The organism is Erythrobacter sp. Alg231-14 (assembly GCF_900149685.1).
Classification (GTDB): domain Bacteria; phylum Pseudomonadota; class Alphaproteobacteria; order Sphingomonadales; family Sphingomonadaceae; genus Erythrobacter.
In genome coordinates this window covers 718,807-743,736 of sequence record NZ_LT702999.1, presented here as the reverse complement: position 1 = coordinate 743,736, position 24,930 = coordinate 718,807, and the positions used below count along the sequence as shown (strand labels likewise).

20 protein-coding genes and 1 tRNA gene are annotated in these 24,930 nt (G+C 56.3%); 8 read left to right on the top strand and 13 right to left on the bottom strand.

The features are described from left to right. Positions 1-29: 29 nt before the first annotated feature. Both recA and alaS read left to right on the top strand, forming a co-directional pair. Positions 30-1,094, top strand: a complete 1,065-nt coding sequence (recA, locus tag BQ8290_RS03440) for a recombinase RecA (RefSeq protein ID WP_108787651.1) — start codon at positions 30-32, stop codon at positions 1,092-1,094. A 251-nt stretch (positions 1,095-1,345) separates the two neighbouring features. Beyond that, a complete protein-coding gene (gene alaS, locus BQ8290_RS03435) occupies positions 1,346-4,006 on the top strand; it encodes an alanine--tRNA ligase (RefSeq protein ID WP_108787649.1) in 2,661 nt (886 codons plus the stop codon). An 8-nt stretch (positions 4,007-4,014) separates the two neighbouring features. Here the strand turns inward: alaS and BQ8290_RS03430 are convergent, their stop codons facing one another. From BQ8290_RS03430 to cpdR, 4 genes are all read right to left on the bottom strand, one after another. Beyond that, entirely contained in the window at positions 4,015-5,787 is a 1,773-nt protein-coding gene (locus BQ8290_RS03430; RefSeq protein WP_108787647.1) for a cation:proton antiporter domain-containing protein, read from the bottom strand. A 194-nt stretch (positions 5,788-5,981) separates the two neighbouring features. Further along, on the bottom strand, positions 5,982-7,202 hold the full coding sequence (locus BQ8290_RS03425) for an NADP-dependent isocitrate dehydrogenase (RefSeq protein WP_108787645.1): 1,221 nt from the start codon (positions 7,200-7,202) through the stop codon (positions 5,982-5,984). Between the two features lie 304 nt (positions 7,203-7,506). Beyond that, positions 7,507-7,581: transfer RNA gene (locus tag BQ8290_RS03420), tRNA-Val, on the bottom strand. A gap of 155 nt (positions 7,582-7,736) precedes the next feature. Beyond that, entirely contained in the window at positions 7,737-8,135 is a 399-nt protein-coding gene (gene cpdR / locus BQ8290_RS03415; RefSeq protein WP_108787643.1) for a cell cycle two-component system response regulator CpdR, read from the bottom strand. A gap of 291 nt (positions 8,136-8,426) precedes the next feature. On the opposite strand from cpdR, the gene BQ8290_RS03410 reads away from it, so the two are divergent. After that, a complete protein-coding gene (locus BQ8290_RS03410; protein WP_337660963.1) occupies positions 8,427-9,455 on the top strand; it encodes an N-formylglutamate amidohydrolase in 1,029 nt (342 codons plus the stop codon). Positions 9,456-9,724: 269 nt separating this feature from the next. On the opposite strand, the gene BQ8290_RS03405 is transcribed toward BQ8290_RS03410, so the two are convergent. Together BQ8290_RS03405 and BQ8290_RS03400 are read right to left on the bottom strand one after the other, a co-directional pair. Further along, the gene (locus BQ8290_RS03405; protein WP_108787639.1) at positions 9,725-10,504 is read right to left on the bottom strand and encodes a SapC family protein; all 780 of its coding nucleotides are present in this window, start codon (positions 10,502-10,504) and stop codon (positions 9,725-9,727) included. A 155-nt stretch (positions 10,505-10,659) separates the two neighbouring features. Further along, complete coding sequence (locus tag BQ8290_RS03400; RefSeq protein ID WP_108787637.1) at positions 10,660-12,108, bottom strand: FAD-linked oxidase C-terminal domain-containing protein; 1,449 nt, start codon at positions 12,106-12,108, stop codon at positions 10,660-10,662. 175 nt (positions 12,109-12,283) lie between these two features. Between BQ8290_RS03400 and BQ8290_RS03395 the strand changes: the two genes are divergently transcribed. Both BQ8290_RS03395 and BQ8290_RS03390 read left to right on the top strand, forming a co-directional pair. Continuing rightward, positions 12,284-12,889: a hypothetical protein gene (locus BQ8290_RS03395; RefSeq protein ID WP_108787635.1), complete on the top strand. Its 606-nt coding sequence runs from the start codon at positions 12,284-12,286 to the stop codon at positions 12,887-12,889. 183 nt (positions 12,890-13,072) lie between these two features. Beyond that, a complete protein-coding gene (locus BQ8290_RS03390) occupies positions 13,073-14,560 on the top strand; it encodes a DEAD/DEAH box helicase (RefSeq protein WP_108787633.1) in 1,488 nt (495 codons plus the stop codon). A gap of 16 nt (positions 14,561-14,576) precedes the next feature. On the opposite strand, the gene BQ8290_RS03385 is transcribed toward BQ8290_RS03390, so the two are convergent. The 3 genes from BQ8290_RS03385 to BQ8290_RS03375 are packed head-to-tail and all read right to left on the bottom strand — an operon-like array spanning position 14,577 to position 18,446. Next, positions 14,577-15,119 carry a DUF7282 domain-containing protein gene (locus BQ8290_RS03385; protein WP_337660962.1) on the bottom strand — a complete coding sequence of 181 codons (543 nt, stop codon included), beginning with the start codon at positions 15,117-15,119 and terminating at the stop codon, positions 14,577-14,579. Between the two features lie 59 nt (positions 15,120-15,178). Further along, positions 15,179-16,126, bottom strand: coding sequence for a hypothetical protein (locus BQ8290_RS03380; RefSeq protein WP_108787629.1), 948 nt, complete (start codon positions 16,124-16,126; stop codon positions 15,179-15,181). Between the two features lie 4 nt (positions 16,127-16,130). Then, positions 16,131-18,446 (bottom strand): UvrD-helicase domain-containing protein, encoded by a 2,316-nt coding sequence (locus tag BQ8290_RS03375; protein ID WP_108787627.1) that lies wholly within the window; start codon positions 18,444-18,446, stop codon positions 16,131-16,133. A 36-nt stretch (positions 18,447-18,482) separates the two neighbouring features. Here BQ8290_RS03375 and BQ8290_RS03370 point away from each other — a divergent pair, with 36 nt between their 5' ends. Then, positions 18,483-18,713, top strand: coding sequence for a hypothetical protein (locus tag BQ8290_RS03370; protein WP_108787625.1), 231 nt, complete (start codon positions 18,483-18,485; stop codon positions 18,711-18,713). Between the two features lie 33 nt (positions 18,714-18,746). After that, a complete protein-coding gene (locus tag BQ8290_RS03365; RefSeq protein WP_108787623.1) occupies positions 18,747-19,133 on the top strand; it encodes a hypothetical protein in 387 nt (128 codons plus the stop codon). A gap of 55 nt (positions 19,134-19,188) precedes the next feature. Here BQ8290_RS03365 and rsmD read toward each other — a convergent pair whose 3' ends face one another. The 3 genes from rsmD to BQ8290_RS03350 form a co-directional block, all read right to left on the bottom strand. Further along, positions 19,189-19,806 carry a 16S rRNA (guanine(966)-N(2))-methyltransferase RsmD gene (gene rsmD, locus BQ8290_RS03360; RefSeq protein ID WP_108787621.1) on the bottom strand — a complete coding sequence of 206 codons (618 nt, stop codon included), beginning with the start codon at positions 19,804-19,806 and terminating at the stop codon, positions 19,189-19,191. Then, the gene (locus tag BQ8290_RS03355) at positions 19,803-20,579 is read right to left on the bottom strand and encodes a pseudouridine synthase (protein WP_108787619.1); all 777 of its coding nucleotides are present in this window, start codon (positions 20,577-20,579) and stop codon (positions 19,803-19,805) included. The genes rsmD and BQ8290_RS03355 overlap by 4 nt, the downstream gene beginning before the upstream one ends. Before the next feature lie 73 nt (positions 20,580-20,652). Beyond that, positions 20,653-21,843, bottom strand: a complete 1,191-nt coding sequence (locus BQ8290_RS03350) for an SRPBCC family protein (RefSeq protein WP_108787617.1) — start codon at positions 21,841-21,843, stop codon at positions 20,653-20,655. Between the two features lie 85 nt (positions 21,844-21,928). Here BQ8290_RS03350 and BQ8290_RS03345 point away from each other — a divergent pair, with 85 nt between their 5' ends. Continuing rightward, the gene (locus BQ8290_RS03345) at positions 21,929-23,641 is read left to right on the top strand and encodes an AmpG family muropeptide MFS transporter (protein ID WP_337660961.1); all 1,713 of its coding nucleotides are present in this window, start codon (positions 21,929-21,931) and stop codon (positions 23,639-23,641) included. Here the strand turns inward: BQ8290_RS03345 and BQ8290_RS03340 are convergent. After that, the gene (locus BQ8290_RS03340) at positions 23,638-24,927 is read right to left on the bottom strand and encodes a folylpolyglutamate synthase/dihydrofolate synthase family protein (RefSeq protein ID WP_108787615.1); all 1,290 of its coding nucleotides are present in this window, start codon (positions 24,925-24,927) and stop codon (positions 23,638-23,640) included. The two genes, BQ8290_RS03345 and BQ8290_RS03340, sit on opposite strands and share 4 nt — an antisense overlap. Positions 24,928-24,930 lie beyond the last annotated feature (3 nt).

The following is a 24,930-nucleotide window of genomic DNA, read 5'->3' as shown; positions in this document are numbered from 1 at the left end:
CAACCTAGGAAAGTGAAGGAGCGCGTGCGATGCCTACTCAATTGAAATTAGTAGAGAAGGAAAAAGGCGTGGATCGTCAAAAAGCACTCGATGCTGCACTCGCTCAGATTGATCGGGCGTTCGGCAAAGGCTCCGCCATGAAGCTGGGTTCGAAAGAGGCGATGGAGGTTGAAGCTATTTCGACCGGCTCGCTGGGATTGGACATTGCTCTTGGTATTGGCGGCCTGCCCAAAGGACGCGTCATCGAAGTGTACGGCCCTGAAAGCTCGGGCAAGACTACATTGGCGTTGCATGTGATCGCAGAGGCGCAAAAGGCCGGCGGTACGGCTGCATTTGTCGATGCGGAACACGCGCTCGATCCCGTCTATGCAAAAAAGCTTGGTGTCGACATTGATGAATTGATTGTCTCGCAACCCGATACAGGGGAGCAAGCGTTGGAAATCACCGACACTTTGGTTCGCTCGAACGCGGTGGATGTGTTGGTCGTCGATTCGGTTGCGGCGCTTGTCCCACGGGCCGAAATCGAAGGCGAAATGGGCGACTCGCATGTCGGGCTTCAGGCGCGATTGATGTCACAATCTTTGCGTAAACTGACAGGTTCGATCAACCGTTCGAAATGTATGGTGATCTTCATCAACCAACTTCGCATGAAAATTGGCGTGATGTACGGTAACCCTGAAACGACGACGGGCGGCAACGCTTTGAAATTTTACGCCTCTGTTCGTCTCGACATTCGCCGCACCGGTCAAATCAAAGATCGCGACGAGGTGATTGGCAACTCGACCCGTGTGAAAGTGGTCAAGAACAAGGTCGCTCCGCCGTTTAAACAGGTCGAATTTGACATCATGTATGGTCAAGGGATCTCAAAACGTGGCGAGATTCTCGATCTTGGTGTGAAAGCAGGCATCGTGGAAAAATCAGGTAGCTGGTATTCCTATGACAGCGTGCGTATCGGGCAAGGCCGTGAAAATTCCAAGACTTACCTCATGGAAAACCCAGAAGTTTGCGACAAATTGGAAGCCGCCATTCGCGGTAAAACCGATGAGGTCGCCGAGGAAATGATGACAGGGCCGGACGCGGACCCCGAAGGCTGATCCTCAAGCGGGCAATTCGCGGTCACGCTTTGACCGCGCGCTCGAACAACCGGAATACCGGCGTGGACTGTCTCTCCCCCGAGAGGCGCGGTTCACGTCGGTTTTTCGTTTGTGTTCGGGAGTGTTTTGGGCGGCGACCCTCGCGGCAGCGTGCTTCTGCCGAAACGGTCCACAATTGCTTTGGCCAGAATGGTTCATTTGGCTCACGCTTTGGCTTGTCGAGACCTCATGCATTGCTTAACTGACATTGCATGACTTCGACTAATGACATTCGCCGCTCCTTTCTGGATTTCTTCTCAGGAAAGGATCACGCGCCGGTGCCAAGCGCACCGTTGGTTCCGTACAACGATCCCACATTGATGTTCGTCAATGCGGGTATGGTTCCGTTCAAGAATGTCTTCACCGGTCTGGAAACACCGCCCGCACCGCGTGCGACGTCTTCGCAAAAATGTGTTCGTGCCGGTGGTAAGCACAACGACTTGGACAATGTTGGCTACACCGCGCGTCATCACACCTTTTTTGAGATGCTTGGAAATTTCTCCTTTGGGGATTATTTCAAAGAACAGGCGATTGAAAATGCGTGGACGCTTCTCACACGCGAATGGGGCCTGCCTGCCGACAAATTGCTGGTAACGGTTTACCACACTGACGATGAAGCCTTCGATATGTGGCGCAAGATTGCAGGATTGCCCGATGATCGTATCATCCGCATCGCCACCAACGACAATTTTTGGTCGATGGGCGAAACCGGACCGTGCGGGCCAAGCTCAGAGATCTTCTTCGATCACGGCGAACACATCGCCGGCGGCCCTCCGGGCAGTCCAGACGAAGACGGCGATCGGTTCATCGAAATCTGGAACCTGGTCTTCATGCAATTCGACCAAGCGGCCGACGGCGTCCGCCGCGACTTGCCCAGCCCTTCAATCGATACCGGAATGGGTCTGGAACGGATCGCAGCCGTTATGCAGGGCGTGCATGACAACTACGATATCGACACGTTCAAGGCCTTGATCGCTGCATCGGAGAACCATACAAACGTCGCCGCCGCAGGGGCCAATGCTGGTTCTCACCGGATTATAGCCGACCACCTGCGTTCCACATCATTTCTGATGGCGGATGGTGTGCTGCCTTCCAATGAGGGGCGCGGATATGTTTTGCGGCGGATTATGCGCCGCGCCATGCGACACGCGCACCTTTTGGGAGCGGGTGAACCGTTGATGCATCGGCTTGTTCCTTCGCTCGTGACCGAAATGGGACAGGCTTACCCGGAGCTTGTGCGCGGTCAGGCGTTGATCGAAGAAGTGCTGTTGAGAGAGGAAACACAATTCCGCAAAACTCTCGATAAGGGACTCAAGCTGTTGGATGAGGCAACGGGCGATATGTCGTCTGGCGGAGAACTTAACGGCGAAACCGCGTTCAAACTCTACGACACGTACGGTTTTCCATACGACCTAACCGAAGATGCGCTTCGTGCGCGCGGGATCAGCGTTGATCGAACTGGATTTGATGGCGCAATGGAGCGTCAAAAGGCGTCGGCCCGTGCGGCTTGGAAAGGGTCAGGCGAGGCGGCTTCGGGAGAGGTCTGGTTTGACATCGCAGAGCGTGAAGGCGCCAGTGAATTCACAGGTTATTCGTCCACTTCGGGCGAGGGGACAGTCGTTGCCATTGTCAAAGATGGCGACGAAGTTGCATCGGCCAAAGCAGGCGAAGACGTTGTAATCCTGACCAATCAAACGCCGTTCTACGGTGAAAGCGGTGGGCAAACGGGCGACACCGGCACGATCAGCATGCCCGGCGGGTTGGCCGCAACTGTTACGGATACAAGCAAGCCGCTTGGCCGACTGCACGCGCATCATTGTGCCATATCGGCCGGCACGGTGTCGGTCGGCGACAACGTACAATTGGAAGTTGATAGTGAACGTCGATCACAGATTCGCGCAAACCACTCCGCCACCCATCTGGTGCATGCGGCATTGCGCAATCAATTGGGCAATCACGTAACGCAGAAAGGGTCGATGGTTGCACAGGATCGTCTGCGCTTCGATTTCTCCCATCCCAAAGCGCTCGACCTTGATGAAGTCACCGCGATCGAGGCGCAAGTGAACGCGGAAATCCTCGCCAATGAGCCGGTTGCGACGCGATTGATGAGCCCCGATGACGCCGTTGAGGCGGGCGCGCTTGCCCTATTTGGAGAGAAGTATGGCGATGAAGTCCGCGTCCTTTCCATGGGCCGCGCCAATGATGGTGGACTAAGTTATTCGGTTGAATTGTGCGGCGGAACTCATGTGAATGCGACGGGCGACATTGGGGTGTTTCGGATCATCTCTGAAAGCGCGGTTTCGTCTGGTGTCCGCCGAATTGAGGCTCTCACAGGTGATGCCGCGCGCAATTGGCTGGTTGGGCGCGAAGAGGCGTTGAAGTCTGCCGCAGGCGTAATTCGTGCCACGCCGGAAGAAGTCCCTGCTCGGATCACTGCTTTGCTTGAAGAGCGTAAGCGGCTTGAAAAGGAATTGGCCGAAGCGAAGAAGGCGCTTGCCCTTGGTGGTGGCGGAGCTGCGACCGGGGCTGAAGGCGGCGGTGACGAAGAGGTGGCCGGGATCGCATTCAGCGGGCAAGTGCTCGAGGGGTTGAGCCCTAAGGAGCTGCGCCCATTGCTGGACGAAACGAAGGCACGACTTGGATCTGGTGTTGCAACGATTGTCGCTGTGAATGACGGAAAGGCCAGCATTGCTGCGGCTGTTACCGATGACCTAACCGACCGTTTCAGCGCGGTTGATCTTGTGCGCAAAGGCGTTGAGGCTCTTGGAGGGAAGGGTGGCGGCGGTCGCCCTGACATGGCGCAAGGCGGTGGACCAGATGGCTCAAAAGGTGCCGATGCGATCGCAGCGGTAAAGCAAGTTTTGGCCGGGTAGCTGTTCGGCTACGCCGGGTCGGGATCGGCTGCTGACGTCCTTAACTTTGGTTTTTGATTGAGGCCCCCATCCACCTCCAACCGTTCGCGATATTCGTCCCGTTTCGCGTGGATTGATGCGATAACGGGTCCCATCGCCACGCCAATATCGACCAACACCGCTTCGGATAGCTGCAAGGAGCTTTCCAGGTTCTCTGGCACCGAATGGCTTGCGCCAGCCCGGTAGAGAGACGCAGCGTGATCGGTGTCGCGGGCGCGGGCCACGATAAGCAAATCGGGATATTCGCCGCGCAATTTGGCCACAAGACGCTGGGCCAAGACGGGTTCGTCCATCGACAGGACCAAAGCCGGTGCCTTTTCAATGCCAAGACGGGACAACGCATCGCCGCGCGCGGCATCACCAAAGGCTGCGCGATATCCGTCGCGCTTGGCGTTGTCGATCATATCGGGATCGGAATCGAGAATGACATAGGGTTGATCGTGCGTGACCAGCATATCGGCAATCAGTCGACCGACCCGGCCGCCGCCAATGATGATCGTGCGCGCCTCGCTTTCATCGCCATCGGGCAATTCGGGCACAGCTTCGACGCGCCGCGCAATGACCCGGCCCAGTTTGGCCAGAACCGGCGTAATCGTAAGCCCGATGGCGGTCACAATCTGCCAGAACTGGGCCGTTTCTACGTCGATGACCAAAGCGCTGGTCGCGGCGGCCAGCACGATCAATGATGTTTCGCTGGGGCTGGCCATTAAGACCCCAGTTTCAGTCGCTGTGCTGCGGCGGGCACCCATCAATTTGAGCAAACAGCCCGTGATGATTGCCTTGAACACCAAGACTCCGACCACGGCGGCGAAAATCTCACCCAGGTTGCGCCAGATCTCCATCACATCGATACTCATCCCGATTGTGATGAGGAAGACACCCAAAGCGAGCCCCTTAAACGGCTGCATGATCGATTCGACTTCGCCGTGATATTCCGTTTCCGCGATCAACAATCCGGCAATCAACGCGCCCACAATCGGGGAAAGGCCGGTCGCTGCGGTGGCCAAACTGGCGCCGATCACAACCAGCAAAGACGCCGCCAAAAACAGCTCGGGGCTCTTGGTGCGTGCGGCTTGGCTAAACAGGCGGGGAAGGGCGAATCGGCCGATCACCAATAGGGCGATGATGACAATGCCCCCTTGCACCAATGTCGTCGTCAACCCGCTCATGCCGTCCGTGGCTGCGTTGGGGGCGAGCGCGCCGAGGATGAAGATGATCGGCACGATCATGATGTCTTCGAACAACAACATCGACAATGCGGCGCGTCCAACCGGCGAACGGGTCCCCGATATTGGCAGCACAATCGCGGTCGAAGAGAACGCCAAGGCAAAGCCCAAGGCGAGCGCCGCTGTCGTGTTCATCCCGCTGTAATAGCCAAAGAAGGCGGCCGACACGCTGCCGATGATCAGCAGTTCCAAACTGCCCAAACCAAATACGAGGCGGCGCAATTGCCATAGGCGGTTGAATGACAATTCCAGCCCGATCGCAAACAGCAACAAGATGATCCCAAAATCGGCGAACGGCGTTAATCGGTCCGGATCAGAAATCGTAATATGGCTAAGCCAGGGGACGCGATTGACCAGAGTCCCCAATCCATAGGGACCAATCAGAATTCCGATTAGGATAAAACCGATGATTGGCGTGATGCGAAAACGCGCAAACACGGGGATCACAATGCCCGCCGACCCCAAAATCACGAGCGCATCGGACATTACCGGAGAAAGGGTCAGTTCGCCTGCCATAGGATGCGATTAGCCTTCCTTGTCGATTGTGTCACGGATTGCGGCGATTGTTGATCAACGAGGGTTTGCACATTGAACGGGTCAGGGCGATCCAATCGTCCAACAAATAGGGCGGCCATTCGGATCGAACAGCCGCCCCATGAATTCTATGTTGAAAATGTGGACGGGCGGCGGAACCACCCATCCAGGCCAATTTACGACCAGCTTTTCATTTCGGTTTCGAGGTTTTGAACGATCGCTTCAAAGAATTGCTCAGTCGTCAGCCAGTTTTGGCTTGGGCCGATGAGCAAGGCGAGATCCTTGGTCATTTGACCTTTTTCGACGGTTTCGATGCAAACACGTTCAAGCGTTTCGGCGAATTTCACCACATCGGGTGTTTCATCGAACTTGCCGCGATACATCAGGCCGCGCGTCCACGCGAAGATTGATGCAATCGGGTTGGTCGACGTTGCCTTGCCCTGCTCATGCTGACGGAAGTGGCGTGTAACGGTGCCGTGTGCTGCTTCGGCTTCGATGGTCTTGCCATCAGGTGTCATCAAAACAGATGTCATCAGGCCGAGTGAGCCGAAACCTTGAGCGACCGTGTCCGATTGAACGTCGCCGTCATAGTTTTTACATGCCCAAACGAACTTACCGCTCCATTTGAGAGCCGCCGCGACCATGTCATCGATCAAGCGGTGTTCATAAGTGATGCCTGCTTCTTCAAACTTGTCTTTGAATTCTGCTTCGAACACTTCTTCGAACAGATCTTTGAACCGGCCATCATAGGCTTTCATGATCGTGTTCTTGGTCGACAGATAAACAGGCCATTTGCGATCAAGGCCGTAATTCATCGATGCGCGGGCAAAGGCGCGGATAGAATCGTCGAGGTTGTACATCGCCATCGCGATGCCCGATGATTCGAATTCAAACACATCAAGATCAAGCTTGGTGCCGTCGGTGCCTTCATACACCAAACGCAGCTTACCCGGGCCCGGGATCAATGTGTCGGTTGCGCGATATTGGTCACCAAATGCGTGGCGACCAACAACAATCGGATGGGTCCAACCCGGCACAAGGCGCGGCACATTGTCGATGACGATTGGTTCACGGAAAACAACACCACCAAGGATGTTGCGGATCGTGCCATTTGGCGAACGCCACATCTTCTTAAGGTCGAATTCCTCGACGCGTTCTTCATCCGGCGTGATGGTTGCGCATTTCACGCCAACGCCATGTTCTTGAATCGCGTTGGCCGCATCGATCGTGATTTGATCGTCGGTCTCGTCGCGTTTTTCGATTGAGAGGTCGTAATATTTAAGGTCAACGTCGAGATATGGGAGGATCAGCCGCTCGCGGATCCATTGCCAGATGATCTTCGTCATCTCATCGCCATCGAGTTCGACGACTGGGTTTTTGACCTGAATTTTTTGCATGGCTGGCGCCTCATCCCTTTCGAGTGACTGTACACAACATCAATGTCTGATGTGATCCCTGCTGCGCGCTCTAGCAGAGGTGGGAGCGGGCGCAAGACCGGGGGAGCGGCTAATGTCGAATCTGGCGCTTTGACACTCTGATTGATTGGTTTTTGCGGCATTTTGGGGCCGTTTTGACCGTTTGCAGCCACGGAAGCCGCGGCGCACAGTGTAATGTCGAGCGAAAGACGGTCACGCAGGTCGCCGTACGACCGGCTGATGCCTTACGTCAGTGATTATCGATGCAAAAAGGGAAAGGGACGAATGGTGGGCGTAGAGAGAGTTGAACTCCCGACCCCTACGATGTCAACATAGTGCTCTACCACTGAGCTATACGCCCACGCGTTCGTCCTGTTGCTTCGCAGCCCTAGGGCTTCAAAGCGAAGCGGGCAACTAGCGAAGGGTTTATCAGTGTGCAAGCGATTCGTGCATGAAATTGCACCGCGTTTTCTTGGGGTGAACCCAGAATCACCTGCGCGCCCGCTATTTAGCCGATTAGACGCTGGCTTGTTGCTGGTCTTCAAACACGCGTTCCACTTCCAACACCAAATCGCGCAGGTGGAACGGTTTCGACAAGACTTTTGCATGGGGTTGCTCTCGGCTCGCCCGCAAAGACACCGCCGCAAAACCCGTGATAAACATGACTTTGGTGCGCGGGCTGACTTCGGCGCATCGTTGCGCCAACTCAATCCCGTCCATTTCTGGCATCACAATGTCGGACAGCAACAGATCAAATTCCTGAGTCTCCAGCAATGGCACCGCATCGGTGCCGCGATCGACGCTGCTGACTTCATAGCCCGCTTTGTGAAGGGCGCGTTCAAGATAGCTGCGCATCGCGTCTTCATCCTCGGCCAAGAGGATGCGGGGGGCAGAATTGGTAGGAATCGATGTCATGCAGGCTCCCTACAGTCGTTCACTTAAGAAATCTTTCCCAGATCACTGCAGTGACCTGTTTCGAGACGGGTAAACGCGATTGCTTACCGATTTCACCACTTTCCTTCGCCGTTCGTCGAAAAGCCACGCCCTCGGACTGATACGCAGTGTTTTTGTCGAAACGTTTGGTTCACAGATGTTTTGACACTCACGTCCAAAGCAGGCAGCAAATTGACCATGCGGTTAACGCCACCACATTTCGGCTCATCCGGCTCCGGCGCTCCCTCACGCCCCGGAGGTAACGCCAAGGATTTGATCACGACGCGCGGTGGTTCGGTTGGGCCCTTAGTCGCTCGACCGCCATTTGGCTCTGTTTCTGGTAAAAACGGACGTGATCCGGACTCTGGAGAAGGGGCAGGCGTTACCCCAGCTTTTGTCCATATTGCGCCACGATCTATGCCGTTGCCCGTTTTGATCGCGATCCCGCATGCCGGGCGGGTGTATCCGGGCGAAACTCTCGCGCAAATGCGCGACCCCGATTTGAGTCAATTGCGTCTCGAAGATCGCCATATCGATGATGTCGGAGTGGAGATCGCGCGGGCCACAGGGACCGGATTTTTGGTTGCACAGGCGCCGCGCGCCATGCTCGATTTGAACCGAGCCCACGATGATGTTGATTGGGATATGATCGCAGGACCGCGTCGCCGCGGTACAAGGCCGCAGACACGGCCTGCTGGATCCAACGCACGAGCGCGCAGCGGTTTGGGCTTGGTCCCACGCCGTTTGCCGGGATTTGGCGAGATTTGGCGTTCCAAATTGCCACGAGAGGAGTTGGACCAGCGGATCGACACAATCCATCGGCCGTATCATGAATTCTTGTCGCAGGAACTGGAGCGGATCCGTGACGCTTGGGGCGCGGCATTGTTGGTGGATTTGCACTCCATGCCCCCTTTGCGCTCGTCCCACTCATCGATTGCTGGTGTGAACGGCGATGGCAATGCGCCTGCGCCTCAAATCGTCTTAGGCGATAGGTTTGGCGCGTCGTGCCATTCTTCACTCCTATCGCGCGCGTTTCGCTATCTTGGAAGGCAAGGGTGCGTTGCGGCGCATAATCGACCGTATGCAGGGGGATATGTGTTGGATCGTCACGCCTCTCCGTCGCGCAATATTCACGCGATACAAATCGAAGTGTGCCGATCGACCTATCTCGATGATGCATTGTCGATGCCCACCGCTGCGGTGAAGCCCTTGGCCACTATGTTGGCCGGGCTGGTGCGCGAATTGGGTGCGGAAACGGCCGGACTGGGCGTAGGTGGCGGAACGGCGCAAGCCGCAGAATAGTAGGCACCCGGCGCAACGACGAGCGCAACATGCGTCAATCGCATTGTATGACGATGTTTGAGACCAAAAAAGCCACCCCGCGCTCTTGAATAGGGATGCACGAGGTGGCCAGGTTCAGGGAGGGAACGCCCGAAAGCGTCTCCAATATAGGCGGCTCATGAGGGGAAAACCGCCTATGGCTAATAGATAAGAAAAGAGCGGGGCGCGTTCAAGACGCACCCCGCTCTTTCTGTATCCAATATGGCGGTTTGTGCCGCCTTAAACCGTTCTTAAACGGCAGGCGTCGCGTTTGGCGTTGGCACTTTGCCTTGCGCGGATTGACGCTCAAAGATCGAACGCATCAAGTTCATTGAGAACAATTGAGCGTGGATCAGCATCATCATGCCGTTTTTGTTCAATGAGTGGACGGTTTCTGCGGGAAGTTCGCGCAGCTTGTTTTCGTCGACCATTTGGAACCCGCGATAAACAAAAGGTGTGTCCGGCATGTCGTTGCGCGTGATCGAAATTTCGCCGTCCATAAGAATGTCGAGCTTTTTCAATTCTTCGAGGAACGCCTTGGTGCGTTGGCCCGATTCTTCGAAACGCTTACAAAATTCAAGAACGCCTTGGGTGTATTCGGTTGGGTTTTCACCGTCGAACAATCCTTGACCATCATCGGTTTTACCCACGACGCCCGATTGCGGATCAAAGCAAAGTGACATGTCGTCGCTGTCTTTGTTCAGCTTGGCGAGGATGAATGGATAACGACGGATATAGGCTGGGACATACACGCCCGCTTCAAGCTTGCCGTCTTCGGCGATGAAGGTGTTAACCCCTTCATTGAGGCCCATCAAAGCGATCGGCAACGGGTTGTCGCCGGCTGTGAAAACAACAGGATAGCTGCGTTGCGCGTCAACAAATTCGTCAACGGTCAATGGGATGGCGTGCGTGTTCGCAAGGAACCCTGCATCGTCGAAACTGCTGACTTTCCAGTCGCCGTGATCGCGGCTGTTGAGTGGGAGCAGGTCTTTGTAGAACAACGGAAGTTGCGGCTGCGGCGCGGTGGCCATGGGAATATCTCCGAATATTAGCGGATGAAAACTGTGATACCGGCGGATAAACGGATGTCGCTTGCGCTTTCCCCAGACGCCGAATGCGGCGCTTTAGTCGGTGATTGCGCAAGGCGCAAGGCTGGGCTCGATTGACGCGCTTCGAAGCCCGCGAACTAATCGGTCGACTGGGGGACAAGTTTGCCCGGATTGAGCAGATTTTGCGGGTCCAGCGCCTGTTTGACCGCTCGCATCATCGATAACGCAGCGGGGTCGGCCAAGCGCCCCAATTCATCGACCTTCATTTGTCCGATGCCGTGTTCTGCGCTGATGGAACCGCCCCATTGGGTGACAAGGTCATAGACTCGCGCGCTGACCGTTTTGCCGGGGCCTTCTTCCCATTCCCCCGCGACGGCACCGTCTGGGGCGAGCACGTGGAAATGAACGTTTCCATCTCCCAAATGGCCAAAGGCGGCGACCGTGGTGCCCGCGAATTCCTCTTCGATTAGGGGTAAGGTTGCCATGATGAATTCGGGCATCTTTTCCACCGGAACGGAGATATCGTGCTGCATCGCGGGACCCAGGGCTCGCTCCGCTGCGGATATTGAATCGCGCAATGTCCACAAATCCTCAGCCTGTTTTTCGTTGGCCGCGATCATTGCATCCTCAACCAAATCGTCTTCAACGGCCTGAGCCAATACGTTTTCCAATGCTTCGCGCAGGGAATCATCATCATCATCATGGCCCACACATTCAATCAAGGCGTTCCATTCGTGGCGCCCCGCTAACGGTGAACGAGCATCGGGAAGCAGCGCCAAGACGCTGTCGAGGCAATGGGCTGGCACAACCTCAAACCCTTCCAAGGGTTCGCCAATTGCGCGATCAACCTTTTGCAACAACGCGCGCGCTTTTGTGATGGACGGCAATCCAACCCATGCGGTCACGCGGCTGCGTGGGGCTGGCTGCAATTTTAGCGTTGCCGCCGTCACAATGCCCAACGTGCCCTCTGACCCGATTAAAAGCTGTTTGAGGTCGAAGCCGCGATTGTCCTTTTTCAAGGCGGTTAACCCGTCAAAGATCTGGCCATCGGCCAACACCGCCTCAATCCCCAAGACCTGTGCGCGCATCGTGCCGTGGCGCAAAACCTGAGTGCCGCCGGCATTGGTGGAGACCAACCCTCCAATGGTCGCTGATCCTTTGCCGCCAAGCGTAAGAGGGAAGCGCATGCCTGCCGCGTCGGCCGCATCGTGAAAGTTTTGCAAGATGACGCCAGCGTCGCAAATGGCCATTTGCGAAATCGCATCCAACGAACGAACCGCGTTCATGCGTCGCAAGGATAGGATAACGGCGGTGCCGCTCTCGTCCGGCGTTGCTCCACCGGCCATGCCGCTATTGCCGCCTTGAGGGACGATTGGGACACCATATTGAGCGCACAGCTGGACCAATCCGGCCACTTCGTTGGTTGAAGCGGGGGATGCCAATGCGCGCGCCTTACCCGAATATCGCCCGCGCCAATCGGTGAGCCACACGTCAAAGTCGGCCGGGTCGGTTGAAAACCCTTTCTCGCCCAACAGATTGGCGGCTTTGGATAGGAACGAGTCGATTGTCTCTGGATGCTTCGTCATTGTGGCGGCTATGCCACACTTGAGTCCGATTCCAACAGCGCTTTGCCAGCAACTGGCCCTTTCTGAGCAGTCAGTTAAGCCAGCGTTCAATCAAAAAGCGTAGCTCTTCGGACCAATCTTGAGGGCGCTTTCCCGCCTGATAGCCGTCTGACCTTCGGAGGAACTTAGCCAGACAATGCCAAGTTTGCTTGCCCTGACTGCGCCATTTGCGCTGCTTTTGCCGTTGCTTGGGCAAAGCACGGTTCAGTTGCAGGCCGATGCCGAGACACAGGCGGATGGTAAGACGGCGACGGCACCGATTTCTGCTCGCGATTACGACACCCCGCCCGAAGGCCCGTATTCTCCGGCACGACCGGTTGCCAGTCCGCTGGACGCGTTTCGGGGAGGGCAAATCACACGTCAGGCGCGCATTGAACAACGCGTGATTATCCGCATTACCCCGCGGCGATCCGGCGTTCGCAACGATTTGCTTGCGCGATTGCCGCGACGCGGCCTGACTACACAATACGAAGAGCGCGAGATGGATCGCTGCCTTCCGGTCAACACGATTGCGGGTGTTCAAACCGGGAATGGTAACCGCTTGTTGTTGTTTTTGGAGGACCAGCGGATGATCAGCGTCAACCTCGAACGCGCATGCCGGGCCAGCCAATTTTACTCCGGCTTTTACGTCGAGCGCAACGAAGATGGGCGATTGTGCGTCGGCCGCGACGCCCTGCAATCGCGCAGCGGCGCCAAATGCGAAGTTGAAGGGATGCGGCAGCTCGTCGCTGTCACTCAATAACACCCCAATACCCTGTCTGATGCCTTGATGGTGTCGCGCGGTGTTATCCTGCTCTGAATTTGGCCCAAATCTTGACTTTTAGCCCTTTTTTGGCCAATCGCAGCGGCGTCTGTTGAGGATTAATCTCAACCGCAACCCAATTCGGCGGCTCACGCTGCCCATTATCCGGACATTTTGAAACGCATGACTTTCGCCGATCTCGGCCTCTCACCTGAATTGCTCAACGCTGTGGCGGACGCTGGCTATACAGAGCCGACCGCAATCCAGGCAGAAGCCATACCCGCCGTCCTCATGATGAAGGATCTGATTGGGATCGCGCAAACCGGCACCGGCAAAACTGCCAGTTTCGTGCTGCCGATGATCGATGTGATGGCTTCGGGCCGGCGCCGGGCGTTGATGCCGCGCTCTTTGATCCTTGAACCGACCCGCGAACTGGCGGCTCAGGTGGCTGAGAACTTCGAAAAATACGGCAAAAACCATGACCTCAAAATGGCGTTGCTTATCGGCGGCGTCCAAATGGGTGATCAGGTTAAGGCGTTGAATGAAGGCGTCGATGTTTTGATTGCGACACCGGGCCGCTTGATGGACCTTTTTGAGCGCGGCAAGATTCTACTGAATGGCTGCGAATTGTTGGTCATCGATGAAGCAGATCGGATGCTCGATATGGGCTTCATTCCCGATATTGAGTTTATTTGCTCCAAGCTGCCCGAGACCCGTCAGACGATGTTGTTCTCGGCGACTATGCCGCCGCCTATTGCGAAATTGGCAAAGACATTCTTGAACAATCCCAAACGGATTGAAACGGCACGCGCGGCGACCACGAACAAGGATATCACCGCGTTCAAGATCAATGTTGAACAGCGCGCCAAATTGTCGACGTTAGAATGGTTGTTGAAGAACGATCACGTCGAAACCGCGATTGTGTTTTCCAACAAGAAAACGACCGTTCGCGAATTGAACAAGAAACTGCAGAATAACGGTTTCCGTAGCGGTGAAATCCACGGCGATATTGATCAGAACACGCGTCAGAAAGAACTGGAGCGGTTTAAATCGGGCGACATCAATATCTTGGTTGCATCCGATGTTGCCGCGCGCGGGTTGGATATCAAAGGTGTCAGCCACGTTTTCAACTATGACACGCCTTGGCATCCCGATGATTATGTTCACCGCATTGGCCGCACCGGTCGCGCGGGCGCAAAAGGGCGGGCCTTTACATTGGTGACGAAATCCGATGCCGAAGCGATTGAGAACGTTGAGAAGCTGACGAAAAATGTGATCCCCGTCTTTGGTAAAGGTGACGTTCGCGTCGAATTGGCTGATCCGGGTGCGAACGCGAAGTCTGGCGGTGATGCCGGCACAGACAGCTCCGACGAAGCGCGTGAAGAGAAACCAAAACGTTCGCGCAGCCGCAATCGCAAACGCGATGACGCCGATCCGCGGGCTGAGAAAGAAATCAACAAGGCGGAAGAACAGGCATCAAGCGATGCCGAGCAAGCTCCTCGGGAGCGCAAACCGCGCCGTTCCAAAGAGGAATCGCGCGAAGAGCGCGGCGAACGCAAACCGCGCTCGCGTTCCAGCAACAAACGCTACGATCAGGACGATGAACCTGTGCCTGCCGGCGAATGGAACGGCCCAAAGCCGGGCTTTTTGGACGCCGGCTTCAAGGGCTAGCCCGCTGTTTTAGGTCTTAGGGAACGGCGATGACGTGGGCGATCATTTGGTTGCCTTCGAAAACCGCTCGGTCCTCTACATTGGTGTCGTCCACGAAAACGAAATCGAACACACCGTCGGCGTTGCTGTCGCTGTGCAGCATGACGATGTACATATCGCCACTATCAGGGGCGGGGTTCAATGTGATCGAAACGTCTTTGTTCGTCCCACCTTCAACGAAGCTGTAGCCGGCGACGTAATCGCCGTTGGGTGCGCCATCGATGAACGGATGCATGACGAGCCATCCGTCGCCCTCAATATGAACCTCTGAGAATGTCAGCGTCGTGCCATCGCCGCGGCGCACATAGGCCCGGTCTTGGGTGATGCGTTGTTCGGTGTAAGTGCGAGAGTTGTCGGCGCGGGTGAGATCGTCAACCTTGATCCAGTTTGATTCGCCATTGCCAAGGGTTATGCCCGAAGGATTGCTCTCTTCCTGTGCGTTTGCCACGGCCCCGATCACCATTGCCGCAGTCAACACTGCGCCCCCAAACGCTGCTCTGAAACCCATCAACGCTTTCATTTGCCATCCCCTTTTGTCGTTTGTTGAAAGGTTGGCACATTCTGCGCCGCGGCGGAAGATCATTCGGTTGCGTTGGTAAATGCTGGCGGCGATGCCGAGATCTGACCCAACCAGAAATATCCATCAAACAGGGGTTTGGTTTCACCGCGCGCATCAAGCGCGATGAAGGTGGGCAAGTTTAGGTCCGGCCATCCGCTTGCGGGAAAGGCGCGACATTGCATGGCATCGCTTGGAATCGGTGCACCGTGGACAAACTCAAAATCGTCGCGCAATTGACAATTCCAAGACGTTCCGCCCGCGCTGGCGTTGTTCAAACTAATTACAGAGCCATATTGCTCAAGTCTGGCCGCCATAGTTTCAAACGTTGCATCACCTGTCGTGACGCGGTCTTTCTTTGCATGGAAATTGCCGACGAGAACGATGACAATATCATAGTCGGCGGCGTCGGCGGCCATCGCTATATTCTCTGCTTGGGCAGCCTCATGCGGGCCTTGTCCTTCCAGATGGGCGAAGCGATCGCGTTGCTCACCGTCGCGGGCCCCGTTGAAGGCCACAATATCAATGGCCGATCCTTGCGATTTGATCCGATGCGCCCGTTCCACCAACTCAAGCATAGCGACACTTCCAACACCATCCTCGCGGCGTTCCCATCCCCCTTGACGCAGCGCCTCTCGAAAGTCGCTTTCCTCCGCCTGCCATGCGGTTTGCAAAGCTGCATTGTGGTTTGAGGAAAATTCAATTGCGAGCAGAACGCGTTTTCCGCGCATGGCCAGACCGCAAAGAACCTCGCCAATTAGACGCGGAGATTCCGCGGTTCCGTGGACTTCCCCAAAGACCACAAATCGGGGATCGCGCGCTTCAACTGCAAACCATCCGTCGGGTTGAGCGCAAGCGATTTGGTCTTCAGGTGCTGGCTCTTCATGCGCTGAGGCAACCGACGGCAAACTTCCCCCAAGCAATCCAGCCAAAATCAGGCGTGAGATCGATATCCAAATTGTGCGCACCATTTCTTCACCCCGCCAAGGTCACAAAGCTATCGATAACGCGCTTTTCGCCGACATCTTCGAACTGGATTGTCAATTTGTTGCCTTCTTGATCGATGACGCAACCCGTTCCAAACTTAGCGTGTTCGACCATCGCGCCGATGCTGATATCGCTGCGCGGTTTTGCCGCGAAGCTGGCGGCGCTGCGGCCTGGCTCAGATAGGCGTTTTTGCTGCGTTTCATATCCGCTGGACACGGCGCGTTGCCATCCCGGGCCGCGCGTTTGGGCGCGGGAAGGGCGGTCACGGGCGACATGAGCGAAGGGGTCTTCATTCTCAGACCAATTGGCCCGCCAAAGCGAAGCGCCCCCGCTCATCGTGCTTTCTTGATCGATATGATCTTCGGGCAATTCATCGATAAATCGCGAGGGGATTGAGCTTGTCCATTGGCCGTAAATTCGCCGGTTTGCGGCATGCAAGATAATGCATTTGCGCCGGGCGCGGGTGATCGCGACATAGGCGAGCCGCCGCTCTTCCTCGAGACTGGCCAAGCCGCCTTCGTCGATGGCTCGCTGGCTCGGAAAGACGCCTTCTTCCCATCCAACGCAAAACACATTGTCGAATTCCAGCCCTTTGGCCGCGTGCATCGTCATTATGGTTACGGTTTCTTCGGAATCGCCACGATCATTGTCCATCACCAAGGATACGTGTTCGAGGAAATCGCCGAGCGTTTCGTATTCCTCCATCGCACGGGCCAACTCGGAAAGGTTTTCCGCGCGGCCTGCGCTTTCTGGACTGCGATCATTCGCCAACATGTCGTTGTAACCGCTTTCATCCAAGACCAGTCGCAGCAGGTCGGCAGGGGTCATGACTTCGGCCGCTTCGCGCCAGCTTAGGAAAAAGCGGAGCAATCCGCCGATTGTGTTGGCGGCGCGCTTGGGCAATTCGTCGCTATCGGCCAATTGGAGCGACGCGGCGGCCAATGGCTGCTGTGTCGCGCGAGCGTGCTGGTGCATCTTTTCCAGCGTTTTTGAACCCAAACCGCGCTTGGGCTGATTGTAGATCCTCTCAAACGCCAGATCGTCCTGAGGTTGTGCAATCACCCGCAGATAGGCAAGAGCGTCGCGAATTTCGGCGCGCTCATAGAACCGGAAACCGCCGATAATCCGATAATTGACCCCGATCTGAATGAAGCGATCTTCGAATTCGCGGGTTTGATATTGGGCGCGCACAAGGATCGCGACACGATCCAACGGCGCGCCTTCGCGTTCCAAACGCTCAATTTCCTCACCAACGCGCCGCGCCTCTTCGGGTGCATCCCACACGCCGATCACCTGCACTTTGTCGCCGCCATCGACTTGGGTCCAAAGCGTCTTTTCGTGCCGTTCGCTGTTCGCTTGGATCAATCCCGATGCCGCGCCCAAAATATGCGGCGTTGATCGGTAATTTTGTTCCAACCGGACCACATGGGCGCCGGGAAAATCCTTTTCAAACCGCAGGATATTGGCGACCTCTGCGCCGCGCCATGAGTAAATCGATTGGTCATCATCACCCACAACACAGATGTTCTTGTGGCTTTGAGCGAGCAGTCTGAGCCAAAGATACTGAACCGCGTTGGTGTCCTGATACTCGTCGACAAGGATGTATTTAAACCGGCTCTGATACTCGGCCAGAACATCGTTGTGCGCGCGAAAAATGTTGAGCACATGCAGCATCAAGTCGCCGAAATCGCACGTGTTAAGCGCCTTCATTCGCTCTTGATATTGTTTGTACATTTCCGCCCCGCGACCATTGGCATAGGCTTCGTTGTCGTTCGCATCGAGATCACCGGGATTGAGCCCCCGGTTCTTCCAATTGTCGATCAATCCGGCCAATTGCCGGGCCGGCCACCGTTTGTCGTCCAATTCGTTGGTGGCGATCAATTGTTTCAAAAGCCGTAATTGATCGTCGGTGTCGATGATCGTGTAATTGGATTTAAGACCCACCAGTTCGGCGTGGCGGCGCAGCATTTTGGCGCAGATGGAATGAAACGTCCCCAACCATTGGATGCCTTCGCTGCCCGGCCCAAGGTGATGCCCAACACGCTCGCGCATTTCACGCGCAGCTTTGTTGGTGAACGTCACGCACAAAATCTGGCTTGGCCATGCGCGCCGCATTGCGACCAGATGCGCAAGACGCGCGGTCAATGCAGCGGTTTTACCTGTTCCTGCACCGGCCAACATCAAGACCGGACCTTCCGTAGTCAATACGGCGTCGCGTTGGGGCGCGTTCAATTGCGCCGCATAAGCGGGCACCGTTTCATCAACCGGGGCCGATGATGGGGGAAGGGGGGAATTCTGAGTCATAACAGCACGCGAACAATTAGAGAACAAAGCTTGTGAGTGCAAGATCGCATATCGAGCGCCCCGTTGCACCGTGCCTTTGGCGGCATTCCCCCGAATTCGATGTTCCAATCGTCCCGGCGTGTTTTTGGACCGCTTTCCGCCAAAGCGTTGTGCGAACACGGCGCAGATCGCGTCACGCGGTTTCAGTGGGACCGGATTGATGGCATTCCAGTGTTGTCTGAGGCAGGGGAATTGCAAAGAGCAGGCAAGGGTTCGTCACGCGGATGAATGGCCAATAGGAGAACCCCAATGCGCCCCTCTATGAAGACGTCCCATATCTATCTTTTTGGTGTAGCGATCGCCACTGTCGCCCTGATCGCCACCGCGCCGGTTGCAGCGGCACGGAGCACCAGCGTCGCGACCGCCGAAACGCCGCTTCAACTTGATGGCTCCGCTGGCGGCAAAACGGACGAAGAGCAAACAGCGGAATATGAAAGCTGGTCAAGCGAGAAACAGGCGCAATACGATTTGTGGCCCGCCGAAACTCAGCAGTATTTCTGGACGTTATCGCCCCGGCGGCAAATGTTGTTTTGGCAGCTCACCGACCAAGATAAAATTGCGCTAACCGCTATGACGGGCCCCGAACGCGACACGGCATGGGGGCGGATCGAAGCGCGCGCCGTTCGGCCGCAGTCTTCCGATGGTTGATCATTGCTATACCGCACCCGGCCCTGTTTTGGACTGTGGTGGTCAGGCCAACCGGTTAACTGGGTGCCGCATCGGATTCAGAGGGATCGCTAGGATAGGTGTCCCCATTGTCCGGTGCATCGGCGGGGGCGGGTTCGCGCCTCAAAAGCGTGAGCCTGCCCTTACCAATCTTGCGCGATGTATCGATTGTAAAGCCTTTGATTTCGGGCTCTTCGTTGAACGCCGTTTCCAGCGCTATCCATGTCGCGTCGTTGATCCAGTCCAGTCGCCGCAATCGATCCAAAGCAACTTCGCCCGCGCCGGTGTGATAGGGTGGGTCCAGCAAAATCAGGTCATACGATTGCCGCGCAGCGCGCAGTTGCATCACCGATGCTGTTTCAACACTTGTTTGCGCACGCGCGCCAAATGCATCGATATTGGCGCGGATCGCGTCCACCGCGGCTCGGTCTTGTTCCACGAAAAGGCAATGCGCCGCGCCGCGTGAAAGCGCCTCCAGCCCGAGTGCGCCCGAACCAGCGAACAAATCTGCGATCCGCAAATCTTCAAAACTGCCCAACCGACTGGTCAACATAGAAAACAGGGTCTCGCGCGTGCGATCCGATGTTGGACGGGTCGCATCCCCTTTGGGCGCGATCAATTTCCGGCCCCGCCACTCGCCAGCGATCACTCTCATGATTTTGCTCGTTTTAACGTGCTGACAAACCGATCGAGATCACCCTTTCGAATGCGCACGGCCTGACCACGGCCCAAATCGGCCAGTTCAAAGGGACCATAGGCAGTGCGGATCAATCGGTTCACCTCCAATCCTAGATATTCAAGGACGCGGCGAACTTCACGGTTTTTGCCTTCGGTGATCGTCATTTCGATCCATTGGTTGCGCCCAGATGCGCGTTCTTTGTTGGCGTCGATCGAACCATAGCGAACGCCATCGATTTCGACGCCATCGGCCAATTCTTCAAGCTGTTCTTGAGAAACATCACCGAACGCGCGGGCCCGATATGTACGGGGGATGCCGCTGGCGGGCAGTTCCATTTGACGTTTCAACCCACCGTCATTGGTGAGCAACAACAAACCCTCTGTGTTGAGGTCAAGCCTGCCGATTGGCATCATGCGCGGTGTACCTTTGGGCAGCGCGTTGACCAAAGCATCGTAAATGGTCGCGCGGCCCGAAAAATCTCGTTCTGCGGTCAAAAGGCCGGTCGGCTTGTGAAATGCGAAAAGCATTGATGGCTCTGCTGGACCAACGGCTTTTCCATCGACGCTGACGCCGCTCAAAGATGTGAGGAACGTCGCGGGCGTTTCGACCGTTTGCCCGTTCAATGTGATGCGGCCATCTGCGATCATGCGTTCAATTTCGCGCCGGCTGGCAATACCGGCTCTGGCCAGCAATTTGGCGATGCGGTCGCCCTCGGGGCGGTCGTCGGATTTTTTGGGGTTGGTGGGCATGGCGCGCGCCTACGCCTTCGCCTCAACACCTGCAAGTTTCATGATCCTATCTCGGCGCCGGTGGCGCAGAGTTCTAGGATGTGGAACGATGAGCCGCGATCGAGTCTTGAACGTTGGCATCAAAGCGCGCGATGCCTCCTTCTAACGTTCCCAACGTCAATTGCGTTACCGCGCCGCTCTCCAATCCTTGCTGACCCAATTCGGCAGCACGGAAATCTTCGCTTGCGAAAACGCCGCCATCGAGCAGGTCCCAGCTCCGCTCCCAATGCGCCTGTGCCTTTTCGGTGGTGGGCACCTCTGGGATTAGCATAAAGTCCTCAACCAAGGTGTGATTGTGGGATTGGGGCATCAAAACCATGACGTTCACGTAATCGGGGCTGGGCACGATGATGGTGCCGGGCAGCAATTGGTATGCAAAGGTCACGACGCGCCGCATTGCCGCCATATCGGACAGGTCAATCGCGTCCATTTCCTCTAATCGACCCACAGCAGAGCGCAAATGCGGGCCCACCGAATCGCCGGCGGTCACACCGTCTTTGAAAAACGGGCCGATTGTGTCCGCATGCAACCGGGTGACATGATAGCTTTCAAGAAAAGCATCCATGATCAGCTTCCAATTGCCGTTCACACTGTGCGTTTTACGCCGGAAAAGGTGCGATTCGGGCATGCCAAAGGCGGTGAAATCGTCGCTGATCAAACGCGCATCAGTGAAGTCGGCCGAAGCATTAGGAGAGAACCAAATCAAACCCCCGGCTTCCATGCTGGGCAACTCCTTGAGGCCATATGCACCCTTTTCCAGATCGGGGAACGTTTCAGGCCGTGGTAGGGCAAGCAGGTCCCCGTCCAATTTGTATGTCCACGCGTGGTAGGGACAAACCAACCGTTTGGTGCATTGAATATCGGACCCTTCGACCAAGCGCGTGCCGCGATGTTGGCAAACGTTTAGGAAAACATGCGCTTTCCCGGATGTATCGCGCGTGATTAGTAACGGGCGACCGGTCGCGTCATGCGGGACTACCATGCCCGGTTCGGGCAATAGCGCGCTGGGCGCGATGACTTGGGGGAGGCGATCGAACAATCCCGCCTTTTCCAAAGTGAAATGAGCCGGGTCTATATAACGGCTGGATGGAATGGTGACGATCGCATCCGGGGTGCGGGGATCGACATGTGCTTGGTCCGTTTCTCTATCACGGATCGCTTTCGCCAATGCCAATTGGCCCGGCGTTGTGCACAATGTGGGTACATTTGTTGCTGGCGCGTTCATAACGGCTTTTCTATCCCCTCTATCCAAGCGTAGTGTTGCACAGCTTGGCGGGAACGCAAATGGATCGCTCGCCTGCGGAGGAAAAATGTCTGAAACCGCGTTGAATGACGAAAACCGGCTGTCGCGCTGGATGGTGCTTTTAGGATCGCTGCGTCAGCCAAAGACCGGATATATGCTGATCTTCGGTTTTGCATCCGGGCTGCCTTACGCTTTGTTGTTGGGCACTTTGTATGCGTGGCTGACGGATGCAGAGGTTGATGTTGAAACGATGGGCGTATTCTCGCTGATTGGATTGGCATACGCGTTCAAATTCTTGTGGTCTCCGGCGCTTGACCGGGTCGATGTGCCGTTTTTGCGGCGATTGGGTAAGCGCAAGCAGTGGATCGTCACTGCGCAGTTGATGCTTGGCCTAATCCTGGTCGTCCTATCGTTTTTGAACCCGCTCACTTCGCTTGGGCTGTTTTCATTGTTGGCGGGGATTGGCGCCTTTGCCAGCGCGACCCAAGACGTTGTGGTCGATGCGTGGCGGGTTGATGTTGCCGATGAAAAGGCGACGATCGATATCCTCTCTACGGTTTATCAAATGGGGTATCGCACGGCCGCGTTGGTCGGCGGCGCTTTGGCTTTGTTCATGGCAGAGCGGATGGGATGGCCCGCGGTGTATATGTCGATGGGCGGCATATTGTTGTTGGTCGGGATCGCCGGCTTGTTTGCGCCCGATGCAGAACGCAGCGCGCAAGCGATGGAGGATGAACGCAGCAACCTTCTCACGCTGCGCGAACCAGGACAACTCACGCCAAAAGTTCGCGCATTGGCGTTAGGCGGGGTGGGCGCCTTGTGGTTGTGGGCGTTGGTTACCGTCTTGGTGTTTATGGTCCGTTCGTTGAATTCGGATCCGGATGCGCGCCCCGACAGCACGGCTTTCGTGAGCACAATGGGGCCGTTGATTGTGATCGCGACGGTCGTCATCCCAAGCATCATTGCAGGCTCTCTGGAATTTCTGCGCAAGAAAGGCCGATACGTGTTGAGCGTCGCTGAACCGGCGACCCGCGCATCGGACACGGCGCTTGATCATGGATACCGCGCTCTGATTTTGCCTTTGGCTGAGATTATTGGTCGGCTGCGTTGGGCGGCGATATTGGTGATCGCGCTAGTCCTGACTTACCGCATTACCGATGCGATTTGGGGCAGCTTTGCCTATCCGTTTTATCTGGGTGAACTTGAATACACCAAGGATGAGGTCGCGATAGCATCCAAATTCTTTGGCGTCGGCGCGCTGCTTCTTGGACTTGCATTGGGGGGATTGCTGCTGACCGTGATCGGGCGGATGACAACGTTGACGTTGGGGGCGTTGATCGCTGCGTTGACCAACCTGTTATACGCCGATCTCGCAATTGGCGGAGAACGAATGCAGGCGGCCAGCGATGCGATAGGCTTTACATGGCTAACCGGATTGTTCGGTGCGGATGAACGCCTGTCGAAACTCATGCTGACCATTGGGATGGAAAACATCGCGGTCGGCATCGCAGGCGCGGCCTTTGTCGCCTACCTGTCCAGCATCGTCGCCAAAGGGTACAGCGCGGTGCAATATGCGCTGCTATCATCGCTGACCTTGTTGGTAGGCACGCTCGGGCGCCCGGCTTTGGGTCAGATGATCGAAGAGCGCGGGTATTACGACGTGTTTATCCTGACGACGTTGATCGGTCTGTTCGCGGTTGTGCTGTGCTTGATCGAATGGGTCCGCATTGCGCGCTCTGGCCGCGCTGAGAACGCGCCACCGCCAGAGCCCGAAACCTAAGTCGGTATCTCGTCGTTGAGTTTTAGCGCCTCGCCCGCGAGGTAGAGCGATCCAGCGATGAGGACAGGGTAGTCATCGCAGGGAATATTGAGCAGCGCGTCTTGTAGATCGGTGGCGGCGCGGGCGTCTTGGCCAAATGCCTCGGCCGGATGACTGTCATGACCGGGTACGGGGACCACCGTCAGGCTCTCAACACGGTCGCCAAGAGGTTCTGTAATGGCATTTGCATCTTTGTTGGCAATCATGCCGATGATCAGGTGAAGCGGTCCTTTAAAGAACTCTGCGATTGCCGATCCAGCGCTGGGATTGTGCCCGCCATCCAGCCAGACTGCACCTGATGAGGCAAATGCCGTCAACGGGCCTTCAGATAAACGTTGTAGCCGCGCTGGCCATTTTGCTTCGGCTACGCCTGCTATGATCGCCTCGTCCGTTACCGACAGCTTGGATTGATGGCGCAACATCGCCGCCGCAAGTGCAGCATTCTGGGCCTGATGTGCGCCTGGGATTGAGGCCGGCAATAGGGTTAGATCCCCGTCGCCATCGACATAGGTTTTGCCCGATGCGCTCAAATAGGCATTGCAATGCTTGGCCCCAAGACGGTCTGCCACACCTTCGATCACTGCCTCCGCCTCGAGCGGATAGGCATTTGCGATTGTTACCAACGGCACACCCGGTTTCGCTATGCCCGCTTTCTCAAATGCAATCCGCGCGATAGGCTCTGTTGGCACACCGTCCTCGGGTGCGAGAAGGAATCGTTCATGATCGATGCCCAGCGCCGCAATCCCGCAGGCAGCAACCGCATCCGGCTCCAGAACATTGGTCGCATCAAACCTGCCGCCAAGGCCAACCTCGACCACGCAGGCATTTGCTGGGGTGCGTGAAAATGCGAGGAATGCGGCGGCGATTGTCACTTCGAAAAAGCTGGGCGCGAGGTCTTCGCCTTTATCCAGCACTTCCTTGAGAGTTTCGGCCAATTCCTCGTCGGAGATTAAGTCCCCTGCGATCCGTATCCGTTCATTGTAACGCACCAAATGCGGGGACGTTGTGACGTGCACCCGCTTGCCATCCGCCTCCAACATCGTGCGCAGGAACGCGCAGACGGACCCTTTGCCGTTGGTCCCCGCGACGTGGAACACGGGCGGTAATTTGCGATGGGGGTTGTCCAGACGCTCCATCAAAGCGCGGATCGTTTCCAACCCCAACCGCCCCTGCGGGACGCTGAGTGCGGACAGTCGGTCCAATTGCGCCTGAACGCGGGCATCATCTGATCGCCCGAAATCGAGCATGGA